Below are 21,706 nucleotides of genomic sequence, written 5' to 3'. Positions count from 1 at the left end.
ATTTTGTTTTATGAAAAGAAGAGATTCCATTAAAGCCATCTTAGTTGGCACCGTTGCATCATCAGTATTGGTTGATGCATGTAAAACAGCTGATGAAAAAGCAAATGCATCCGGCGTTTCCTCAGCAGGTGCCAGTACTATTGACCGCACAAAAGAAGAAGCAGCGCTGGAAGCAAAGCTGATGGCTGAAACATTTTTTACAAAACACGAAATGGCAACCATTGCGGTGTTGAGTGATATTATTATTCCGAAAGATGATATGAGTGGTAGTGCAACCGATGCAGGGGTGCCCGATTTTATTGAGTTTATTGTAAAAGATATGCCACAACATCAAACTCCTATGCGGGGCGGATTGCGTTGGCTCGATCTGGAAAGCAGCAAACGTTTTGAAAAAGCATTTGTTGATTGCGACAGTAAACAACAGATCGCTATTGTTGATGATATTGCTTATCCGGAAAAAGCAAAACCTGAAATGAAACAAGGTGTTGCCTTTTTCAATCTCATGCGGAATTTAACAGCAACAGGTTTTTATACATCAGAAATTGGTGTGAAAGATATTGGCTATGAAGGTAACAAGCCCAATCAATGGAATGGTGTACCAGATGATGTGTTAAAACAATACGGAATTGCTTATTCCGAAAAAGAATTGAAAGAATGTATTTCATTCGAAAAGACTGCTTAACGATTTTGCCTGATCTATAAATTAGCTACATGAGTAATCACAAATCCAGAAGAGATTTTATCCGCACCGGTGCAGTTGCCACAGCTGGTTTTTTTATTGTACCACGACATGTACTCGGAGGCCCCGGCTACATTGCACCGAGTGACCGGTTGAACATTGCCGGTATTGGTGCAGGAGGAAAAGGTGCCAGCGACCTTTCTGAATTTGCAAAAAGCCCGAAAGTAAATATTGTATCGTTTTGCGATGTAGATGAAGCACAGGCTGCAGGTTCGGTCAAGCGTTTCCCCAAAGCGAAATTCTATTACGATTTCCGTGAAATGCTCGAAAAGGAAAAGAATAATATTGATGCAGTATCAGTATCAACACCTGATCATACGCATGCTATTGCAACATTAGCTGCCATGGAAATGGGCAAGCATGTATATGTACAAAAGCCGTTGACGCATGATATTTATGAAGCACGTATGCTTACCGAAGCAGCCAAGAAATACAAAGTGGTTACGCAAATGGGTAACCAGGGTGGCAGTGGCGATGGTGTTCGATTAATGAAAGAATGGTACGATGCAAAACTGATCGGTAAAGTAACCAATGTGTATGCGTGGACTAACCGACCTGTATGGCCGCAAGGTTTAGCAAAACCAACCGGTGCACATAACGTACCTGCAAATTTCAAATGGAATCTGTGGATCGGTCCTTCGAAATATGAAGATTATAACCCGGCTTATCATCCGTTTAACTGGAGAGGTTGGTGGTCGTTTGGTACTGGTGCGTTGGGCGATATGGCTTGTCATATCATGGATCCTATTTATCGAATCTTGCCGATTCTTTATCCAAACGAAGTAGAGTGCAGTTTGCCCAATCAATTTACTGCAGCATGGACAGAAGCAGGATATATTGATAGCTGTCCCCCAGCTTCAATGATCCATCTCAACTATCCACGCATTGATGGTAAGGGTGAAATAAAAGTTACCTGGATGGATGGAGGTTTGTTACCAAAACGTCCCGATGAACTATTACCTGATGAAGAAATGGGTAACTGGGATGGTGGAGTAATTTTTGAAGGAACAAAAGGCAAGATGATGAGTGGTTGCTATGGTGAAAAGCCGACCTTATTACCAACCAAACGAATGAAAGAAGACCGCTTGCCAAAACAAACATTGAAGCGTGTACCCGAAGGTCATTATGTACAATGGGTAAATGCATGCATGGCCGGTTATGGTAATGGAGAAACAAGTTCGCCGTTTGAATATGCAGGTCCGTTTACTGAGAGTATATTAATGGGTAATCTTGCAATACGATCATGGATGATCAAGAATCCGAAGCTTACAGGTTGGGGCGATAAATATCTTGGTCGTAAGAAATTATTGTGGGATGCGGCAAATATGAAGATCACCAACTTTGATGAAGCCAATCAGTTTGTGAAGAGGGAGTATAGAACGGGATGGTAAGATGGTGAATACCAAATTGTCATTAGTGAATGCGCAATAAGCCGACTCAGCATTATTACACAATTCACCATTTAAGACAGATAATTTGATTTTTTTATTAATGAACGATTGATACTATGAACAGAAAATTAAGAATGGCAATGATCGGTGGCGGTAAAGATGCCTTTATTGGTGCAGTACATCGCCTTGCCATGAATATGGACGGACAGGCCGAACTTGTTGCCGGCGCATTAAGTGTGAACCCTGAAGTTGCAGTTGAATCAGGTAAACTATTGTTTCTTGATGAAGACCGCATTTATACCGATTATAAAACTTTGCTGGAAAAAGAAGCAGCAATGCCTGCTGATAAACGGATTGATTTTGTAAGCATCGTTACACCAAACTTTGTGCATTTCGACCCTGCAATGATGGCGCTTGAAAAAGGATTTAATGTAGTGGTTGAAAAACCGATCACCTTTACATTGGAAGAAGCCATGCAACTGAAAGCAAAAGTTGAAGAAACAGGATTGAGCTTATTGCTTTGTCATACCTACACTGGTTACCCGATGATAAAGCAAGCAAAACAGTTTTTGAAAAGTGGAGCATTGGGTAAGATCAGAAAAGTTTATGTAGAGTATCCGCAAGGTTGGTTAAGTACCTTACTGGAAGCAGCGGGAAATGCGCAAGCCAGTTGGCGTACCGATCCGAAGAAAAGTGGTAAAGCAGGAGCAATGGGCGATATTGGTACACATGCATTTAATCTTGCTGAGTATGTTACCGGGTTAGAAGTAACACATCTTTGTTCCAATACAAATATTGTAGTTGAAGGAAGAATGCTGGATGATGATGGTGCGGCATTTTTAAAATTCAACAATGGTGCAACGGGTGTGTTGATGGCTACACAAATTGCAGCAGGTGAAGAGAACAATGTAAAGATCCGTGTGTATGGCGAGAAGGGAGGCATTGAATGGAAACAGGAAGATGCCAATACATTATTAGTAAAATGGCTCGATAAGCCAACTGAGATCTACAGAACGGGTGGCGGTTACAATAGTTCGTTTGCTGCTCATAACACCAGAGTACCTGCGGGTCATCCGGAGGGTTACTTAGAAGCATTTGGTAATCTTTATCGCAACTTTGTATTAACTGTTCGTGCAAAAATAAATGGGGAGCAACCAAAAGATGAGTGGCTCGATTTTCCAAGTGTAAAAGAAGGTGTGCGTGGAATGGCGTTTGTAAATAATGTGATCGAGAGCGGACAGAGTGATGAGAAGTGGAAGGAGTTTACCCTCTAAATCTCCCTAAAGGGAGACTTGTTACAGCAAATCTCTGATGATCTTTAAATTGAAACTCAACTGTTAAAAAATATTCAGTTGATCATTACATAACTAAAACTAAATAGCCCCTTTAGGGGTTGGGGTTTATGAGAACGATAAAAGGACCAGCCATATTCTTAGCTCAGTTCATGGGCGATAAAGCTCCATTCAACAGTTTGGAAACTATTTGTGAATGGGCAGCATCACTTGGTTTTAAAGCAGTACAAATTCCAACATGGGAAAAACGACTGATCGACTTGAAACTTGCAGCAGAAAGTAAAACCTATGCTGATGAGCTAAAAGGAAAGATCAACAGTTATGGTTTAGAAATTTCTGAACTCAGTACACATTTACAAGGTCAGCTTGTTGCAGTGCACCCGGCATACGATACCATGTTCGATGCATTTGCTGCCGATGAAGTAAAGAACAATCCCAAAGCAAGACAGGAGTGGGCGGTGCAGCAATTGACGTATGGTGCAAAGGCATCGCAGAATTTAGGTTTAACAGCACATGCAACATTCAGTGGTTCGTTGTTGTGGCATACCTTTCATCCGTGGCCGCAACGTCCGGATGGTTTGGTAGATGAAGGCTTTAAAGAATTAGCAAAACGCTGGTTACCTATTCTGAATTACTTTGATGAATGCGGTGTTGATGTTTGTTATGAAATTCATCCCGGCGAAGATCTGTTTGATGGCATTACCTATGAAATGTTTTTAGAGAAGGTAAATAATCACAAGCGTGCTTGTTTGCTTTATGATCCATCACATTTTGTATTGCAGCAACTTGATTATATTGAATACATCGATCTGTATCATGAACGCATCAAAGCATTTCATGTAAAAGATTCGGAGTTTAATCCAAGCGGGCGACAAGGAACCTTTGGTGGTTATCAAAGTTGGTTGAACCGTGCAGGTCGTTATCGTTCACCAGGAGATGGACAGGTTGATTTTAAAACCATCTTCAGTAAACTCACCCAATACGGTTACGATGGCTGGGCAGTAATGGAATGGGAATGTTGCATTAAGCATCCCGAAGATGGTGCAAGAGAAGGTTCCGAGTTTATCAAAAACCATATCATTCGTGTAACAGAAAAAGCCTTTGATGATTTTGCAGGTGCCGCAAGTGATACAGCAACCAATCGTAAAATATTAGGACTTGATTAAAACAGTTTTACTTTTTAATTTATACAACAACCAAAAATCAGATAACATGAAAAAGATTTTATTGACATCAGCAGTTGCATTGGTCCTGATTGCCTGTGGCGGTTCCGGTACCGAAAATAAAGAGCAACCAAAAGAAGAAGCAAAGCAGGAAACGCCGGCAGCACCTGTTTTATCAGACAATCCCGATTATGAAAAAGGATTGGCATTGATTGCAGCAAGTGATTGTTTGACCTGCCATAAAGTAGATGAAAAAATTATTGGGCCAACGTACAGAGATGTTGCCAATAAATATGAGAACACAGAAGCAAATGTAAAAATGCTGGCGGAGAAAGTGATCAAAGGAGGAGCTGGTGTATGGGGCGATGTTGCAATGACGCCGCATCCAACCGTATCACAAGCTGATGCAGAACAAATGGTAAAATATATTCTCTTACTGAAAAATAACTAAGCATGATCCGTTCTATTTTAATGATCGCAGCAATTGGGATTTTTTCATCTTGTAATAATGAAGGCGAAGCAGTAGATACAAGCGATACTTCAACTGCAGAAATTCCCACTGTACCGGTGTTATTAACGCCGGAAGAAGTAAAAGATGGTTGGGTATCGTTGTTTGATGGACAAACCACAAAAGGTTGGCATAAGTATGGCGGTGCACCTGTAGGCAGTGCGTGGAAAGTAGAAGATGGTATGTTGCGCCTCGATGCATCACAACAGGAAAACTGGCAAATAAAAGATGGCGGAGATATTGTGAGCGATGAAGAGTTTGAAAACTTTCATTTTAAACTGGACTGGAAAATAGATACCTGTGGTAACAGCGGGGTTGTGTTTAACATTCATGAGGATTCTGCCAAATACCAATGGCCCTGGATGACGGGTCCTGAAATGCAGATACTGGATAATAGCTGCCATCCCGATGCTAAAATTGTAAAGCATCGTGCTGGTGATCTCTACGATCTCATCACATCAGCTCCTGAAACTGTGAAGCCGGCATTGGAATGGAACACAGCTGAGATCAAATCACAAAATGGCACATTGGAATTTTATCTCAACGGAGCTAAAGTGGTAACGACAACCATGTGGGATGATGGATGGAAGAAGATGATTGCGGGAAGCAAGTTTAAAGACATGAAAGATTTTGGTACTTATAAAAAAGGACGCATCGGGTTGCAGGATCATGGTAACAATGTGTGGTTTAAAAATATTAAGATCAAGAAATTGTAGGTGGAACTGATTGTTTGAGTCCGTTAACAAACTGTAAAAGCTGTTATGCAAATGCGTAACAGCTTTTGCTTTAACGGGATGTTTTCATTTGCATGAGTAGATTGCTGAAAAAAAGATGAAACAATTTTTTACAACTGTTTTTCTGCTCGGCTTCTTTCATTTTTTACCGGCGCAGGAAGCTGCAACCATTGAGCAATACAGCATGGCGAGAATTTTTTGGAATGCGTTTGCCGGCGAAGCGAGCATTGCCATTGATGATGGCACGAAAGAAGAAGCGATGACAATATTCAGTCAACGGTTACGTGATAGCAGCAACCGCATCATCAAATTCAAATCACGGGTAGATGCATTGAATTATATGGGCAAGCAAGGATGGAAGATGGTGCATGTAGTTAGTAGCAATACAGATAATACAGATTATGTCTATTTATTTAAGAAGGAGGTGAAGAGAGAAGAATAGCTGACTGTAATCGTTTATTCTAAGCTATATGTTACTCGCCTCTTTTTATCAATAAGCTTACTCTTTTTTATTTTTAGAATAGCTGTAGAATTCCTGCTAATTGTAATGTGCGGATAATTCAGACAATAAAATGGATAATTAAACATAACAGTGAAATACATATTCTCTTTATCCAACTCTATCCATGGTATTTCTCTGTTTGTATTTGCATTTAATTCAATGACATTTTGATAAATAAAATGTGAGGACTTTTTACGATCAACAATAACAAAGCCGCTGTCATTTGTGCTAATCATTTCAGTCATGAATTGGGTTCCTGTTGGAAATGGCAGTAATGCAATTCCAAAATCACGAAGTGGAATTTCGTTAAAATCAATTGCTTGTATATAAACGGAATCACTTTTTCCCCCTTTATTTGAAGTAATGATTGCATTTAATTCCACGTTAGCACCTGTATCAAGATTGAAAATGACGTTCCTTTTCTTCCGGATAAACTTTCCTTTTGCTATTGACACAGTTCCTTCGCAACCTTCTTGATAGTAGAATATTCCGGTGGATTCGTTTAAATAAATATGATTTGAACAAAAACTACCATTCCAATATTTGTAGTGCTTTAAGTTCTGGCAAAAGACACAATTTGAAATAAGTAATATTGAAAGAAAGAAAATAAATTTCATTTAGATAAGTAACTCATCGAAAGTAGTAAAACTTCATTTTGTTTCTAACTATCCGCACGAAATGTTTAGTTGGTGATTCAAGTACCTGACCCCCAACGAGTGCGACGCAACAGCAGCTGCCCTTGGCACTAAAGCCGGCAACAATGAATTCCTCTCTTCCTCCAAACCCTTTCCCTGCCTGTTTTCCCGTACCTTTGCGGCTTCAAATTTTCGGAAATTATGATCAGTGCAAGAAATATTACCCTCTCCTACGGCAAGCGGGTGTTGTTCGATGAAGTGAATATCAATTTCGTCAAGGGCAACTGTTATGGAGTGATTGGCGCCAACGGTGCAGGGAAAAGTACATTTTTAAAGATCCTGAGCGGCGAAATTGAGCCCAACAAAGGAACAGTGGAAATCAGCCCAGGCGAACGATTGGCGGTATTGAAACAAAACCACTTTGAATTTGATGAGCAAACGGTGTTGAATACGGTGTTGATGGGGCACAAAAAAATGTGGGATGTGATGCATAAAAAAGACGCCATTTATGCTGATCCGGAAGCAACCGAAGATGATTACATGAAAGCGGGTGAACTGGAAGCGGAGTTCGGTGAAATGGGAGGCTATACCGCCGAAAGCGATGCCGCTACTTTCCTAAGCGGACTCGGCATTAAAGAAGAATATCTTCAGAGTTTGATGAAAGACATCCCCAGTAACTTGAAAGTGCGGGTGTTGTTGGCGCAAGCTTTGTTTGGTAATCCGGATATTCTGTTATTGGATGAGCCGACCAACGGATTGGATATTGAAACTATCGGATGGTTAGAGAATTTCTTAGCCGATTATGAAAATATTGTATTGGTAGTGAGCCACGATCGTCACTTTTTAGATTCTGTTTGTACGCATGTGGCCGATGTGGATCGCCAAAAGATCAAAACCTTTACAGGTAACTATAGCTTCTGGTACGAGAGTAGTCAGTTGATGGCGAAGCAGATGGGCGATAAGAATAAGAAGACAGAAGAAAAACGCCAGGCATTAATGGACTTTATTGCACGTTTCTCTGCCAACGCATCAAAAAGTAAACAGGCAACTTCAAGAAAGAAAGCTTTAGAGAAACTGACGCTGGATGAAATTGAACCATCGAACAGAAAATATCCAGGTATCATTTTTCAACCATTGCGTGAGGTGGGTAACCAAATTCTGCATGTTGAAAAATTAAAGAAATCGATTGATGGCCGTGTGTTGTTCGATAAAGTAAACTTTACAGTAAATAAGAACGATAAGATCGCTTTCATTAGTAAAGATCCATTGGCGGTAACGCATTTCTTTGATATCATCAATGCAGAAGAAATTCCGGATCAGGGTAGCTACGAGTGGGGAACCACAATTACAAAAGCTTATTTGCCGGTTGAACATAACAGTTTTTTTACGGACGGATTGAATTTGATGGAATGGTTGCGTCAATATGTGCCCAGCCATGTAACCGATGCCGATGAACCTTTTCTCCGTGGATTTTTAGGAAAGATGCTGTTTAGTGGTGATGATATTATGAAGAAGACAAACGTATTGAGTGGTGGTGAAAAAGTACGTTGTATGGTGAGCAAGATGATGATGCAGAATCCGAACGTCATTGTGTTGGATCAACCCACCAATCACCTAGATCTTGAAAGTATCCAGGCATTCAACGAACAATGTATTGCTTACAACGGAATCGTGTTGATGACCTCACATGATCATACATTCATGCATACAACAGCTAACCGTATTATTGAGCTAACGCCTTCCGGAATTATTGATCGCTTAACAACATTCGATGAGTACCTTGAAGATCCGAGAGTAAAACAATTGCAGTTGGAAATGTATGGTGCAGCTGTAATGGCTTAAACCTATTCTTCTATAAATTTCAAAACCCATGGATCCATCCACGGGTTTTTTTATGCAATAAAAAAGGGCAACAGCCTAAGCTATTGCCCGTGTCCGTACCAAGGGAACCAGAATTATTTTACAAAGCGGTGTACTTCTGAAGTACCGTCGCTGTTGATGATTTGTAAAGCATACACACCGGTAGAAAGATTGTTTACATCTAAAACCTGTTGTTGTGTAGTGCTGTTCATTTGTTTTACAATGATACCGCTGTTGTTCACGATTCGGAACTGACGGTTATCGTTGCTGAAGAATTGAACCATGATCTTGTTACTGCCCAATCCGCCAACTAATGTTTTTTGTCCGCCATTACCTTGTTTGATAATTGAAGAGTAGTTGATGCTGCCATCGAGGTCAACCTGCTCTAAGCGATAGAAATGAGTTGCAGCAGTTGCGTTTTTGTCATCGAAATTGTAATCACTTACAGATGATGTAGTTCCCTGCGCTGCAACAATTGCAATGGTGCGGAAACGGATACCGTCTTCAGAACGTTGTACATTGTAGTGTGATGCATTTTGCTCCTGCATTGTTCTCCACTGTAAAGCAACCGTTGAATTATTTACACGCTTACCTGCAAAACCACCCCAAACTACTGGAAGAGGACCGGGAGCAGATGATGAATTAGCAAAACCGAATTCTACCATTTGTGCTTCGTTACCGTTGCCCATTGTGCCAGACATTGTTACAGTGCCAGTCACCACAAAACCGCCGGTTAAGTTTGATGAAGCAATATGCCAGTTTGATGTGCCATTTGAGTTACGGCTGTAGCTACCACTTATTGGCATACCATCAATCGTAAGATTTGATACAGTAAGTGTTGCGTTGTTTGGTGTAGTAACTGCCAGATTCATCATATTGATACTGTTTGCGGAAGCGATCTTACCAGCATTTGATAAGTTTCCTGAAACGTTTGCAAATGATGTACTTACAGGGTTATCGTTAATTGTTGTTACGGTTGTGAAGGTATTGTTGCTACTGTTAAAAGTAATAGTGAAAGAAAACGAACCAGAGTTCCCGTAACCAAAATCGCCTGAAGCTTTGTTATTATTGTTCAGGTCAGGAATACCTGAGAATACAGCACCGCTTTGATTACTTGGGTTACTCATTTTACGATAACGAACACCCAAAAGCGATTCTGAAACGCCTGGATATTGTCCAATTAGCAAAGATTGAGCGATAACTGTGTTTGAGAGGAAGGTAAGGGCAATTACGATTGCACAAATTACGGGAGTAAATTTCTGTTTCATTGTAGGGGTACGTTTAGTTTTCTAGTATAAACCCCTAATTAGCGATGGTAAAAAAACAGCTGATAATTAGCTATTTAGATAAGTATGTATCGTTCTCTAGGGGTAAATGCTTAGCAAAAGTATAGTGTAGTTTTATATTATCCTAATCTTTTTCAGTATTTTTCTTAGAGGGTATCGTTAATCTACGATTCAGGGTTCGTATTAACTGCAAGTAAGCAATTGTGATTTAATACGTTAAGTAATTGCCTCGAAACCGTAAAAAAGACAAAAAAAATTTTCAAACGGGGTTGAAAAAGGAGCTGAATGTTCAACAAAGCGCAAATCCTGAAGCATGATTGGACTATATTTGCACCGTTATTTTTGAGTTATACAGTGATATGTAATTGAAATCGTCTTATCTGCTACGCACACACTGCTAATAGTTAGTCATTTTTTACGCCTCGTATTTTCTCAGATCATTATTAATCAAATGTTTAATTAACAAACATGAACATTTATGTTTCAAACTTGAGCTTCAACGTAAACGATGATGACTTAAGAGGTTTTTTTGAAAGCTATGGTGAAGTAACCAGCGCAAAAGTTATTAATGACAAATTCACCGGTAAAAGCCGTGGTTTTGGATTTGTTGAAATGAGCGATGATGCAGCTGCTAAAACAGCGATCAGTGAACTGGATGGTGGAATGGTTGAAGGCCGTGCCATTAAAGTAACAGAAGCAAAGCCACGTGAAGAGCGTAGCAACAGCGATCGCCGCCCTTCTTTTGGCAACAAAAGCTACGGTAACCGTTACTAATCTTGTTTCACACAAGAAATTAAAAATGCCCCTGAATTTCAGGGGCATTTTGTTATGCGAACGTTTTATGTGTTGGATTTACTTTACCATACTCTTCACCACTGCTTCGTTCACCTTTACCGGATATTTCTTTTTTAACTGGCTGATCCATTTTTCTTCCAGCTGTAGTTGATAATCGTTGATCACCAAACCTTTTGATTCATCAAAACTACGTGGCTCAGTTGTGTTGTATACGTTAATGATATAGCAAAACGAAGAAGAACCATCATTCGGATTGGTGGTAATGGGTGTAAATGTTCCGGCTTTGAAATTGGTTTGATCTGCAACAGGCAGTTGATTGAACTCAAATCGACTGCTGTCGGCCAATGCTGTTCCGCCCAGCAGGTCCATGTGTTCTTTCCATTTCAGCGGATCTTTTTTCATCAGCTTCAATGCTTCATTGGCAACAGCTGTATCGGCACAATTAAAAATAATTGCATTCACACTCGGTTGCCATTTATACTTTGTTTTGTTGTTGTTGTAATAGTTGAGAAGGCCAACGCTATCTGTTGGGGCTACGCTCCAGATCTTCCGCTCCATAATTTCAAACAACAAACTTCCTTCACGAAACTCCTGTATCTGGTAGCCTACTTCTTCATTGGTTTGTTCGAGCCGGTCCTTATAATATTGCTCAGCAATGCCATCAACAAATTGTTTCATAAACAATTTGTATTCCCGCTGCTGTGGTGTGTAGGTAGATGTTTGCAGGCTTTTTACATGTTTCAGCCAGTCTGCTGCATATACCGTTTTGCTGCCAAGCTGAAACAACGGCTTTTTACTATTCGCCGTAAAGATGGCCGCATAATTTTTTGCTTTGAGCATGGTATCGGTAACGATCCATAGTTGTTGTTCATTATACGGAAGCGGCTTATAGTTACTGCTTTTCAGAATTTCTTCTTTCTGCTTGGCAATTGCTACGTTGATACGTGGGTCGGCTGTTACTTTTTCAGTCATTTCCTGTACAAGCTGCGGATCATTTTTATCAGATGCCGGTGTAACCAATGCTATTCGCTTAATGATGTGAAACCCGGATGTTGTTTGAACAGGCGTACTGATGTCTCCATCTTTCTGCAAACCAAACGCAGCTTTGCTGAACCCGGCATCATATTTTGTATAAGTGAATTCAGGCATCTCGCCTCCGTTCATATAGGTAAGCTTATCCTCGCTGTAAGTAGAGGCCAGCGTTTCAAATTTTTCTCCTTTCAGTAAAAGTCCATGCACCATTTCAGCTTTGGTACGTGCGATTGCAATTTCTTCCTGTGTTGCATTGGCTGGTAGTGCAATAAGAATTTGTGCAGCTTTCAGTTTACCGGGTGATGGCCGCTTGCTGATCACTTTGAAAATGTGATAGCCGTTTTTGCCTGCTACCGGTTTCGAATAAGCGCCAACACTTGTGTTATACACAACATTCTCAGAGGTATAAGGCAATGAGAAGGCCGACACAAAACCAATATATCCAGCGGTGGCCTTTACATAATCGTTGGTCGAAAGGGTACGTGCAGAAGTAGAAAAATCAGCTCCTGTTTGTAATTGACCGTATGTTTTGTCAATAGCAGCTTTGGCTTTTGCACTATCAGCATCGTATCCAATAAATATATGTGCGAGTTCAATTTCAGTAGCACTTCGTTCAATCGCTTCCGTTACCAGTTCTTTACTGCTGCCCTGGTTACGCATAAACTGTTCGATCATTTGTGCACGAAAAGCAGCAATATCGTTCTGGATGTTTGGCAACGTATCCAGTTTTGCATCTCTGGCTGCCTGCACTTTCAGTTTAAAACGGACAAACAGATCGAGGTATTCACGGATCGATTTTTCATCGGTAGCGCCGTTGTTGTTTTTTGAAAACGCACGCCAGAATTCCTGTTTGTCAACTTTTTTGGTGCCGTAAGTAAATAGTGTTTGTGCCTGGCTGCTGAGGCTGGCAGCCATCATTACAAAAAATAGAATGTTACGCATAAGCTTTGGTTATGGATGTTTGGATGTTTGATTGGTTTGTTTGAATTGCAGAAACTCATCTACCTGTTCAGGATTGATCTTTTTGGCAACAATGCGTTTCTGTTCGTCCAGCAAATATATAGTGGGTGTTTGAAATACATCGTATGCCTGCTTAAAGCCGGGCACCTTGTTTGTTTGTTCTGCTACTCTCATTTGCACTGTTTGATACAAATGCACCCAATCTTTCAACTGTTGCTGGCGGATATAATCAACCCACTTTGTTTTTGCTTCTTTTGATTTTGTTTCATCAGTAGCAGATACATCAGATAATACGCCCACAATTTTTACTCCTTGTTGTTTCCATCGCAAACGATACAGGCTATCTACTTTCGGTACCTGCTCTCTGCAATGCCCGCAATCCGGATCCCAAAATACAATTAATGTGTAAGGACTTTTAATGGAATATAAATTTACTTTCCGGTCGAGTGTATCCAGCAAATTCAATTCGGCTGCAGGTTCACCAATAATATTTCCGTACAAACTGTAAGCACGGTTAAAAACAAGATCACGGTCTTTTTTCTCCAGCCAATCTACCTGATCAGTGACGTAGTATTTTTCAAACAAATGAAGAAACACTACATCCAGCCCCATGTATTTCGGATTCATGTACTCGTTGGTAAACCGGTTAATGAAATACCGGAACATGGTTTTGTTGGTGCGACTGAACAAGATGAACTTATCCAACTCCAGTTTAATACTGTCCGGATGGCGAATCACCGCCGTTTCCAAATAACGGTTGAGCCGTTGTTCAAACATGGGCGTGCGCAACAGGCGCTCATCTGCAAAAGAAACAGACGGCCAGAACTGTTGCTTGTATTGATAAAAAGCATTGATACTGTCTTGCCGTACTCTGGTTTTTGGTGAGTTGTACACCGGCTCTTTCAATAACCGAAACAACAATGCCAGATAACTTTCGGGTTGCACAGCTACAAAACTATCCCGCCATTGCTGCGCAGAAATATTGGCTTCATTCATGGTTGTTTGAATGGTGGTGCTGTCTTGTTTTGTTTTGGCTGCTGCTAAACTTGTTTGCAATTGCTGAAAATTGCGGTAGTAATAAGCGGATGCCGTTTTATATGCAATAAGATATTCGTTTTCTTTTGAACCGTTCAGTGATGCAATGGTGAAATTGGACGTATCGATCTTGATGCTGAACTCCTGTTCCTTATCAATCAGAATATCGAAGAAGGTTTTTTTCTGTGGGTCAACGATCAGATACAATCCGCCGGTGAGTTTTTCTGTACCGCTGAATACTGCCTGGCCGTTTGGTTGAAGAATAGCCGAATCCTGCACATATTTTTGATTACCGAAATAGTAACCAAGATAGAGGTAGCCTTTCTCAACAGGTTTATAGTTGACGGTGATACGAAAACCCTGCGCTTTGACGAAAGCACAAAAGAATATAATGATCAGAAATAAGCTTGTCTTCTTCATAGCGGAACAGGCGTAAAGTTAATTCAAAAGCTTTCTGTTGCTGTTAATGATTTGCAAAGTGCATGATTGTTACCTTTGCGCCGTGAGAAAAAAACAAAAAATCAGGATACTGGAGCAGGTGAAGGTGGAAGATTATGCCGCCGAGGGTAAATCGATAGCCCGTGTAGATGGTAAAGTGATCTTTATCGAAGGTGCCGTACCCGGCGATGTGGTGAACATTCAACTCGGAAAAAGTAAAAAAGACTGGGCCGAAGGAAAAGCTGTTCATTTTCACGAATACTCGGCCGATCGTACCCAACCGTTCTGCGACCATTTTGGGTTATGCGGCGGTTGTAAGTGGCAAATGCTGCCGTACGAAAAGCAACTGGAGTTCAAGCAAAGGGAGGTGGAACAAAATCTCAAACGCATTGGCCGTATTGAACTGCCCGAGCTGTTACCTATTGTGGGAGCCAAGCAAACAAAATACTATCGCAACAAGCTGGAATATACCTTCAGCAATAAACGTTATTTAACCCGTGAAGAATTACTGAAACGGGATGAAGTACGGTTGAAAGTACAGGAAGCAAACGCAGGAGCCGATGAAAACGCAACGCCGGCTCCAGAGCCACCTGATGTGGCATTGGGTTTTCATGTTCCCCGCATTTTTGATAAGGTGATCGATATCGAAACCTGTTACCTGCAACAGGAACCCAACAATGCCATCCGCAATTTTGTGCGTGAGTTTGCCAAGCGATATGGATTTTCGTTTTATGATATCCGTGCACACGAAGGTTGGCTCCGTACTATGATCTTTCGCATGACGACAACAGGCGAAGTGATGGTAAATATCACCTTCGGGCATGATGATATCGAAAACCGTGAATTGCTGTTCAATGCAATGCTCAGCGAATTTCCGGAGATCACCACACTACTCTATACCATCAACCCCAAATGGAACGATAGTATTTATGATCTGCAGCCGCAAACCTATTTTGGCAGTGGTTATGTAAATGAAAAGCTGGAAGAGTTTGTGTTCAAGATCGGTCCGAAATCTTTTTTTCAAACCAATACCAAGCAGGGCGAAGAATTATACAGGATCACAAGGGAGTTTGCAAAACTAACCGGTAACGAAACCTTGTACGATCTCTATTGTGGTACCGGCAGCATTGGTATCTTTTGCAGCAAGGGAGCAAAAAAAATCATCGGCGTAGAAGCAGTAACCGAAGCAATTGAAGATGCAAAATTGAATGCACAGGCGAACGGTTTATCCAACACTTCGTTTTATGCAGGTGATGTAATTGATATCTGCAATGATGAGTTTTTTGCGGAGCATGGTCGCCCTGATGTGATCATTACCGATCCGCCACGGGTAGGCATGCACGAAAAGTTGGTGCGTAAACTGCTGGAGATCGAAGCGCCACGTATTGTGTATGTAAGTTGTAACCCTGCTACACAGGCAAGAGACTTGCAGCTGCTCAACGAAAAATATGTGGTGGAACAGTTGCAACCGGTTGATATGTTTCCGCATACGCACCATATTGAAAATGTGGCGGCGTTGGTGTTGCGTTAGTCGTAAACGAAACTTGATTTAACGTTTCCGTCAAAATGTTTTCAGGTGGGTTTCATGATCTATTCCGAAATTCGCAGTTAACCTCTCAAATAAGTTTATAGTGAGTTATCAGCAAGTACGTCCGGGTGGTTTTAATGTACTGCCTCCAGTAATTAAAAATCTCATCATTATCAACGGCCTTGTATTGCTGGCGCAATACACCAGTGGTGCATGGGGTAATGAGCAGGCGATCATTGATTTATTTGCATTGCATAATGTGCAGTCCGATTTGTTTAAGCCGCACCAGCTGGTAACGCACATGTTTATGCATGGCGATTTCTTTCACTTCTTCTTCAACATGTTTGCCTTGTGGATGTTTGGAAATATGCTGGAAAATTTCTGGGGCTCCAAACGTTTTCTTACGTTTTATGTATTGTGTGGATTAGGTGCGGCAGCGATACATCTCGGTTGGCTATCGTACGAAATGCAACCGATGTTGAGTGATGTGGCTGCATTTCAATTGTCACCTTCGCCCGGTAAGTTCATTGCTTTTTTTCAGGAACATGGCGTAGGAAGAGAAATGAATGTTGAACAACTCAACACACTGGCCAATCGCTGGTCAACTGATCTGAGCAATCCTGCCTATATCAACGACAGTATCGTATATGTAAAAGAAGGTTCGCAATCGATTTTGAGCCGACCAACCGTTGGTGCATCGGGCGCTGTATTTGGTTGCCTGGCAGCATTTGGTTACCTCTTCCCCAACACACTCATTTATATTTATTTTTTCTTCCCGATAAAAGCAAAATGGTTTGTGATTTTGTATGCTGCTGCCGAACTTTGGATGGGCGTACGAAACAGTGGCGGCAGTGTGGCACACTTTGCACACCTTGGCGGGGCTTTGATCGGATTTTTATTAGTGTGGTATTGGAACAAACGGAACCGAAAGACGTTTTATTAATAAATGGTTGATCTATGAGTTATATGCAGGCAGAACGGAAACGGAGAGTTCTCTTTGGAGAAGATGGCGATGCAGTTATGCGGCTCATTGCCCTTAACGTAATCATATTTGTGATCCTCAAATTTGTTGAGATCGTATTTCAGCTTACACCGAATGTTGATGTAAGTCTATACAAAACGAACGTTTTGGATTGGGTAGGCTTGCCGGGAAATCTGTCCACCTTTATCACCCGCCCATGGGTATTGCTTACACACATGATTGCGCAGTACAGCCTTTGGCAATTGCTGGGCAATATGCTTTTTCTCTGGGCCTTTGGATTTTTATTGCAGGATATGGTGGGTAACAAACATATCGTTCCACTTTATGTTTATGGCGGACTGGCTGGTGCTGTTTTGTTTATGGCAAGTGCTAACCTGTTGCCCAAGTTTGCTGCTGAGATCAATTCGTTCAGTTATCTTGGTGCAAGTGCATGTGTAATGGCTATTGCCATTGCTGCAACGGTTACAGCTCCCGACTATCGTGTGTTTCCTATGATCAATGGAGGTATTCCGCTTTGGATCATTACACTCATTTATGTGATCATTGATTTTGCAGGTTTGGCGAGTTCATCTTTCCCGCATCATTTGGCGCATTTGGGCGGCGCAGCTATCGGGTATGTTTATATTAAACAGGTGCAGGCCGGCAAACTTCCCGGTGCATGGATGCACAATTTGTACAACTGGTTTACTGGTTTGTTTGAACCGGCGAAAGAACCAAAGCAAAAGCCATTTAAGAAAGAAGTATTTTACAACACAAAGGGGCAAGATCCTTTTGTACGTAAACCAACGGTTACACAACAACGTGTGGATGATATCCTGGATAAGATCAGCCAGCAAGGGTATCAATCACTCACACAGGAAGAAAAAGATATCTTGAAAAAAGCGGCTGACAACGAAACTTCATAATAACTATGGCCGGATTTCTGCGCAGGTTCACCAAGCAGTTTGTCATCATCTGCAATTTGATTGTGAGTGTTTGTATGCTGTTGTTGTATGCGCTGCCTCATCTTTCACCGGCCACTTCGTGGATCGTTAATCTCTTTGCATTACTGTTTCCTTTTTTATTGATTTTGCAACTGGGATTTTTGGTTTTTTGGTTGATGGCAAAACGGAAGCTCGCTTTTATACCTGCGATAACATTGTTACTTTGCTGGAACCTCATTGGTTCTTTTTTTGGCTTTCATCCATCGGCAAAAGCAACGCAATCAACAGGGGATACATATCGTGTAGTTACATGGAATGCACACCTTTTTAATTTTTTTGATCAGGGTGGCAATCTTGATCCCGCCATGTTGCAGGAAGCAAAATCGTTCAAAGCAGATGTATTGGCGTTGCAGGAGTTTGTGTTTTCATTAGACAGTTCATCATCCTTTACATTGGAAAAGGTAAAGAAAAAATTAGGCTACCGGTATGCCGTAGCCGCTAATGATCGTGCTTTTGGTGTACACACCAACATCCGTCAGCGAAATGAACGGTATCATCCGTTTTGCGTGGCCATTTTTTCTAACTATCCCATCATCCGTTGGGAAAAAGTGCAAAGCATCAAGGAATACAATCATACGTTTTTATGGGCCGATGTGTTGGTGAAAGGCGATACCATCCGCATCTTCAATATCCATCTGCAAAGCATGCATTTTGCAAAAAAAGATTATGCGTTCATTGAAAACATTGATCAGCAGGATATGAGTGATGTGCAAACAGCAGGCCGTAGCATCATTCGTAAAATGAAAACAGCCAACCTGCTGCGCTCAGGTCAGGCAAGAGACATCAAAGATGAAATGGCGAAAAGCCCCCATCCTGTTATTGTTTGTGGCGATATGAACGATGTGCCTAACTCCAACGCTTACCAAATCATCAGCAACGATTTGTATGATGCGTTTACAGAAAAAGGCTGGGGCATTGGCCGCACATTCAAGTTTCTATCGCCTACGTTACGGATCGATTATGTGCTGCACAGTAAATCGCTGAAAGTAGAGCGGGTACAGGTGTTACGTTCGCCCCGCAGCGATCACAGCCCCGTACTCGCCGATTTTATTTTGGATAAAAATTAACCGGTGGAAGCCCTATCTTTGTTTCAATGAAGAATTTAGTACATACCTGTTGTTGTTTTTGTTGTTGCTGATCAGGCAACCTTTCCCGCTATAACAACCATTCTTCATTCCAATCATTCAGTTTTATGTCGCAGCTAAAAGTTTACAACTCCCTTACACGCCAGAAAGAAGTTTTTGAATCCATTACACCCGGCCATGTAGGCATGTATGTGTGCGGACCAACCGTAAGTGGTGAAAGTCATTTGGGTCATGCACGTCCTTATATCACGTTTGATGTATTGTATCGTTACCTCACTCATCTCGGCTATAAAGTGCGGTACGTTCGCAACATCACCGATGCCGGTCATTTTGAAGAAGAAGGCAGAGAAGCGGAAGATAAAATTTCGAAGAAAGCGGTATTGGAAAAACTGGAGCCGATGGAACTGGTGCAGAAATACACCAATCTGTTTCATTGGGCAATGGAGCAATTCAATACAGTACAACCATCGATTGAACCAACTGCAACCGGACATATTGTAGAGCAGATCGGAATGATCGAAAAGATCATTGAAGCGGGTTATGCCTATGTAACAAACGGTTCTGTTTATTTCGATGTAAAAAAATATGCGGCGAGCCACGATTATGGAAAACTCAGTGGCCGTGTGATTGATGATCTGTTAGAAACAACACGTGAACTTGAAGGCCAGGAAGAAAAGAAAGACCGTGCTGATTTTGCGTTATGGAAAAATGCAGCACCCGAACATATCATGCGTTGGAAAAGCCCATGGGGTGTTGGTTTCCCGGGCTGGCACATTGAGTGCTCGGCAATGGCTACAAAATATTTAGGTGCACAATTCGATATACATGGCGGTGGTATGGACTTGCAATTTCCACATCATGAAAGTGAAATTGCACAGAGTACTATTTGCAACCATACAGCACCTGTTCGTTACTGGATGCACAATAATATGATCACCATCAACGGAAAGAAGATGGGGAAGAGTTATAACAATGTCATCAAGTTAACGGAACTGTTCAGCGGTAACCATCCGATATTGGAGAAAGCCTATCACCCAATGACGGTGCGTTTCTTTATTCTGCAAACGCAATACAGAAGTACACTTGATTTTGGAAACGAAGCATTACAGGGTGCAGAGAAGGGATTGAAGCGTTTGTGGGAAGCATATGAATGGATCAGCAAGTACGAAGTAGCAAAAACATCGTACGAAGCGAAAGATAAGTCGCTTAATGAAAAGGTGTTGCAACTGATAGCCGAGTTTGATGAATTTATGAATGATGATCTCAACACGGCCAAAGTATTGGCGAGCATGTTTGAACTGGTTCCTGTGATCAACGGGTTAAAAGATAAACATATCGCTGCCGATGCATTGAGCAGCGATACCATCGCATTGCTGCAACAACAAATGAAGTTGTACATCGAAGACATCATGGGCTTGCGTAACGTAACAGGAGAAGACAATAACAAGCTGAAGGAAGTGATGCAGATCCTGATCGACCTGCGGAAAGATGCAAAAGCAAAAAAAGACTTTGTTACCAGCGATAAAATACGGAATCAGTTAGCTGAACTTGGCATTCAGTTAAAAGATGAAAAAGATGGCGGCATGAGTTTTTCAATTTAAGTAGTAAAGGGTTCATTCTACATCAATAAATTTTCAGAGGGGCATGTGCCCCTCTTTTCATTACCTCCAACTGTACATTCACTCCCTCTATTCAACAGTTCAGCGGTTTTTGCTGCCCGTTGTGCTTTTTCGTTGTTCTATACCAAAATCAAAATCATGAAAAAGAACCAGGTATTACGTAATGGGGCAATGGCCCTTGCTGCCTTAACATTGATGGGCAGTATCAGCAGTTGTAAAAAGAAAAATGATGATCCGGCTCCTAACACATTGGTGGAAGTGGCAACGTCGGCCGGGCTCACTTCATTGGTAGCAACAGTAGAAGCAGCCGGTTTAACCAACACGTTGAGAGGCGCCGGTCCGTTCACTGTTTTCGCACCAACAAATGCAGCCTTTACTGCAGCAGCAATTCCTGCAAACACACCGGCAGCAACTTTGCAAAGTGTATTGCTTTATCATGTGTTTGATGGTAAAGTATTAGCAGCAGCTGTTCCAACTACATTAACAGCCATTGCATCGAAAAATGCAACTACCGACACATTGTATGTGAAGCGTGTAGGTAACGATGTGTTTGTAAACGGACAGCGTGTAACAACTGCCAATGCAGAAGCTTCTAACGGTGTGGCACATGTGATTGGACGTGTGTTGATTCCTGCAGGCGGACGGAATATTGTACAAGTAGCAGTTGCAGCAGCACCGGCACTTGATTCATTGGTTCGTGCTGTAACACTTGCAAGTGCGGGTACTGCAGCAGGCAGTGCTGATAACATTGCCGAAGTTTTATCGAACATTAATGGTGCTACCGTATTTGCACCAACCAACCAGGCATTTACTGATTTGTTGGCACAATTAGGAGTTACCAGTTTGTCACAGGTTTCGGTTGCAACCCTGAGACAAGTATTAAGGCATCACGTTGTTGCAGGTGCTCGTGTGTTTTCCAATGATGTAGCCGCAGGTAATGTGGCTACGGCAAGTGGTACGAACGCAACAATTGCTATTTCAGGTGGTAACGCTACCATTAAAGGAAGCGGAGCAACCAGTGCAACAGCAACCATTGTTGCCACTGATATTATGGCGAAGAACGGGGTGGTTCACCTCATCAACAAGGTAATTCTTCCGTAAGTATTCATTAAATCATTTATACCGGCCCAAACCTTTGG

Annotated in this window: 19 protein-coding genes; 15 read left to right on the top strand and 4 right to left on the bottom strand. The window is 41.6% G+C overall.

Features of this window, described 5'->3' with window-relative positions; all coding sequences use genetic code 11:
* Positions 1 to 10 precede the first annotated feature (10 nt).
* The 7 genes from WG989_RS04425 (at position 11) to WG989_RS04395 (ending at position 6,269) form a co-directional block, all read left to right on the top strand.
* Positions 11 to 682 (top strand): gluconate 2-dehydrogenase subunit 3 family protein, encoded by a 672-nt coding sequence (locus WG989_RS04425; RefSeq protein ID WP_340427629.1) that lies wholly within the window; start codon positions 11 to 13, stop codon positions 680 to 682.
* A gap of 29 nt (positions 683 to 711) precedes the next feature.
* Positions 712 to 2,130: a Gfo/Idh/MocA family protein gene (locus tag WG989_RS04420; RefSeq protein WP_340427628.1), complete on the top strand. Its 1,419-nt coding sequence runs from the start codon at positions 712 to 714 to the stop codon at positions 2,128 to 2,130.
* 116 nt (positions 2,131 to 2,246) lie between these two features.
* Entirely contained in the window at positions 2,247 to 3,404 is a 1,158-nt protein-coding gene (locus tag WG989_RS04415) for a Gfo/Idh/MocA family protein (RefSeq protein WP_340427626.1), read from the top strand.
* Positions 3,405 to 3,532: 128 nt separating this feature from the next.
* Complete coding sequence (locus WG989_RS04410) at positions 3,533 to 4,588, top strand: sugar phosphate isomerase/epimerase family protein (protein ID WP_340427625.1); 1,056 nt, start codon at positions 3,533 to 3,535, stop codon at positions 4,586 to 4,588.
* A 46-nt stretch (positions 4,589 to 4,634) separates the two neighbouring features.
* Positions 4,635 to 5,036: a c-type cytochrome gene (locus WG989_RS04405; RefSeq protein ID WP_340427624.1), complete on the top strand. Its 402-nt coding sequence runs from the start codon at positions 4,635 to 4,637 to the stop codon at positions 5,034 to 5,036.
* Between the two features lie 2 nt (positions 5,037 to 5,038).
* Positions 5,039 to 5,809, top strand: a complete 771-nt coding sequence (locus WG989_RS04400) for a 3-keto-disaccharide hydrolase (protein WP_340427623.1) — start codon at positions 5,039 to 5,041, stop codon at positions 5,807 to 5,809.
* A gap of 115 nt (positions 5,810 to 5,924) precedes the next feature.
* Positions 5,925 to 6,269, top strand: a complete 345-nt coding sequence (locus WG989_RS04395) for a hypothetical protein (protein ID WP_340427621.1) — start codon at positions 5,925 to 5,927, stop codon at positions 6,267 to 6,269.
* 14 nt (positions 6,270 to 6,283) lie between these two features.
* Here WG989_RS04395 and WG989_RS04390 read toward each other — a convergent pair whose 3' ends face one another.
* Positions 6,284 to 6,946, bottom strand: coding sequence for a hypothetical protein (locus tag WG989_RS04390; RefSeq protein ID WP_340427620.1), 663 nt, complete (start codon positions 6,944 to 6,946; stop codon positions 6,284 to 6,286).
* Positions 6,947 to 7,165: 219 nt separating this feature from the next.
* Here WG989_RS04390 and WG989_RS04385 point away from each other — a divergent pair, with 219 nt between their 5' ends.
* Entirely contained in the window at positions 7,166 to 8,806 is a 1,641-nt protein-coding gene (locus WG989_RS04385) for an ABC-F family ATP-binding cassette domain-containing protein (RefSeq protein WP_340427619.1), read from the top strand.
* Between the two features lie 113 nt (positions 8,807 to 8,919).
* Here the strand turns inward: WG989_RS04385 and WG989_RS04380 are convergent, their stop codons facing one another.
* Complete coding sequence (locus WG989_RS04380) at positions 8,920 to 10,092, bottom strand: T9SS type A sorting domain-containing protein (protein ID WP_340427617.1); 1,173 nt, start codon at positions 10,090 to 10,092, stop codon at positions 8,920 to 8,922.
* 486 nt (positions 10,093 to 10,578) lie between these two features.
* Here WG989_RS04380 and rbp point away from each other — a divergent pair, with 486 nt between their 5' ends.
* Complete coding sequence (gene rbp, locus WG989_RS04375; RefSeq protein WP_340427616.1) at positions 10,579 to 10,884, top strand: RNA-binding regulator; 306 nt, start codon at positions 10,579 to 10,581, stop codon at positions 10,882 to 10,884.
* A gap of 78 nt (positions 10,885 to 10,962) precedes the next feature.
* Here the strand turns inward: rbp and WG989_RS04370 are convergent, their stop codons facing one another.
* Together WG989_RS04370 and WG989_RS04365 are read right to left on the bottom strand one after the other, a co-directional pair.
* Positions 10,963 to 12,879, bottom strand: coding sequence for a peptidylprolyl isomerase (locus tag WG989_RS04370; protein ID WP_340427615.1), 1,917 nt, complete (start codon positions 12,877 to 12,879; stop codon positions 10,963 to 10,965).
* A 9-nt stretch (positions 12,880 to 12,888) separates the two neighbouring features.
* Positions 12,889 to 14,352 carry a DUF4369 domain-containing protein gene (locus tag WG989_RS04365; protein WP_340427614.1) on the bottom strand — a complete coding sequence of 488 codons (1,464 nt, stop codon included), beginning with the start codon at positions 14,350 to 14,352 and terminating at the stop codon, positions 12,889 to 12,891.
* A gap of 82 nt (positions 14,353 to 14,434) precedes the next feature.
* Between WG989_RS04365 and rlmD the strand changes: the two genes are divergently transcribed.
* The 6 genes from rlmD (at position 14,435) to WG989_RS04335 (ending at position 21,668) form a co-directional block, all read left to right on the top strand.
* Positions 14,435 to 15,901: a 23S rRNA (uracil(1939)-C(5))-methyltransferase RlmD gene (gene rlmD / locus WG989_RS04360; RefSeq protein WP_340427613.1), complete on the top strand. Its 1,467-nt coding sequence runs from the start codon at positions 14,435 to 14,437 to the stop codon at positions 15,899 to 15,901.
* A gap of 100 nt (positions 15,902 to 16,001) precedes the next feature.
* Entirely contained in the window at positions 16,002 to 16,841 is an 840-nt protein-coding gene (locus WG989_RS04355) for a rhomboid family intramembrane serine protease (RefSeq protein WP_340427611.1), read from the top strand.
* A 14-nt stretch (positions 16,842 to 16,855) separates the two neighbouring features.
* On the top strand, positions 16,856 to 17,785 hold the full coding sequence (locus tag WG989_RS04350) for a rhomboid family intramembrane serine protease (protein ID WP_340427609.1): 930 nt from the start codon (positions 16,856 to 16,858) through the stop codon (positions 17,783 to 17,785).
* Between the two features lie 5 nt (positions 17,786 to 17,790).
* On the top strand, positions 17,791 to 18,930 hold the full coding sequence (locus WG989_RS04345) for an endonuclease/exonuclease/phosphatase family protein (RefSeq protein ID WP_340427608.1): 1,140 nt from the start codon (positions 17,791 to 17,793) through the stop codon (positions 18,928 to 18,930).
* 125 nt (positions 18,931 to 19,055) lie between these two features.
* Positions 19,056 to 20,549: a cysteine--tRNA ligase gene (gene cysS / locus WG989_RS04340; protein ID WP_340427607.1), complete on the top strand. Its 1,494-nt coding sequence runs from the start codon at positions 19,056 to 19,058 to the stop codon at positions 20,547 to 20,549.
* Between the two features lie 156 nt (positions 20,550 to 20,705).
* Positions 20,706 to 21,668 (top strand): fasciclin domain-containing protein, encoded by a 963-nt coding sequence (locus tag WG989_RS04335; RefSeq protein WP_340427605.1) that lies wholly within the window; start codon positions 20,706 to 20,708, stop codon positions 21,666 to 21,668.
* Positions 21,669 to 21,706 lie beyond the last annotated feature (38 nt).

It is taken from the genome of Lacibacter sp. H407, assembly GCF_037892605.1.
In the GTDB taxonomy this organism is placed as follows: domain Bacteria; phylum Bacteroidota; class Bacteroidia; order Chitinophagales; family Chitinophagaceae; genus Lacibacter.
Note: the sequence above shows the minus strand (reverse complement) of the source record. Positions and strands in the feature narration are given on the sequence as shown.

What these genes read in the sequence shown, in the direction of transcription:
- WG989_RS04425 (WP_340427629.1), top strand. Translation starts at nt 11, where the DNA reads ATGAAAAGAAGAGATTCCATTAAAGCCATCTTAGTTGGCACCGTTGCA.
- WG989_RS04420 (WP_340427628.1), top strand. Translation starts at nt 712, where the DNA reads ATGAGTAATCACAAATCCAGAAGAGATTTTATCCGCACCGGTGCAGTT.
- WG989_RS04415 (WP_340427626.1), top strand. Translation starts at nt 2,247, where the DNA reads ATGAACAGAAAATTAAGAATGGCAATGATCGGTGGCGGTAAAGATGCC.
- WG989_RS04410 (WP_340427625.1), top strand. Translation starts at nt 3,533, where the DNA reads ATGAGAACGATAAAAGGACCAGCCATATTCTTAGCTCAGTTCATGGGC.
- WG989_RS04405 (WP_340427624.1), top strand. Translation starts at nt 4,635, where the DNA reads ATGAAAAAGATTTTATTGACATCAGCAGTTGCATTGGTCCTGATTGCC.
- WG989_RS04400 (WP_340427623.1), top strand. Translation starts at nt 5,039, where the DNA reads ATGATCCGTTCTATTTTAATGATCGCAGCAATTGGGATTTTTTCATCT.
- WG989_RS04395 (WP_340427621.1), top strand. Translation starts at nt 5,925, where the DNA reads ATGAAACAATTTTTTACAACTGTTTTTCTGCTCGGCTTCTTTCATTTT.
- WG989_RS04390 (WP_340427620.1), bottom strand. Translation starts at nt 6,946, where the DNA reads ATGAAATTTATTTTCTTTCTTTCAATATTACTTATTTCAAATTGTGTC.
- WG989_RS04385 (WP_340427619.1), top strand. Translation starts at nt 7,166, where the DNA reads ATGATCAGTGCAAGAAATATTACCCTCTCCTACGGCAAGCGGGTGTTG.
- WG989_RS04380 (WP_340427617.1), bottom strand. Translation starts at nt 10,092, where the DNA reads ATGAAACAGAAATTTACTCCCGTAATTTGTGCAATCGTAATTGCCCTT.
- rbp (WP_340427616.1), top strand. Translation starts at nt 10,579, where the DNA reads ATGAACATTTATGTTTCAAACTTGAGCTTCAACGTAAACGATGATGAC.
- WG989_RS04370 (WP_340427615.1), bottom strand. Translation starts at nt 12,879, where the DNA reads ATGCGTAACATTCTATTTTTTGTAATGATGGCTGCCAGCCTCAGCAGC.
- WG989_RS04365 (WP_340427614.1), bottom strand. Translation starts at nt 14,352, where the DNA reads ATGAAGAAGACAAGCTTATTTCTGATCATTATATTCTTTTGTGCTTTC.
- WG989_RS04350 (WP_340427609.1), top strand. Translation starts at nt 16,856, where the DNA reads ATGAGTTATATGCAGGCAGAACGGAAACGGAGAGTTCTCTTTGGAGAA.
- WG989_RS04345 (WP_340427608.1), top strand. Translation starts at nt 17,791, where the DNA reads ATGGCCGGATTTCTGCGCAGGTTCACCAAGCAGTTTGTCATCATCTGC.
- cysS (WP_340427607.1), top strand. Translation starts at nt 19,056, where the DNA reads ATGTCGCAGCTAAAAGTTTACAACTCCCTTACACGCCAGAAAGAAGTT.
- WG989_RS04335 (WP_340427605.1), top strand. Translation starts at nt 20,706, where the DNA reads ATGAAAAAGAACCAGGTATTACGTAATGGGGCAATGGCCCTTGCTGCC.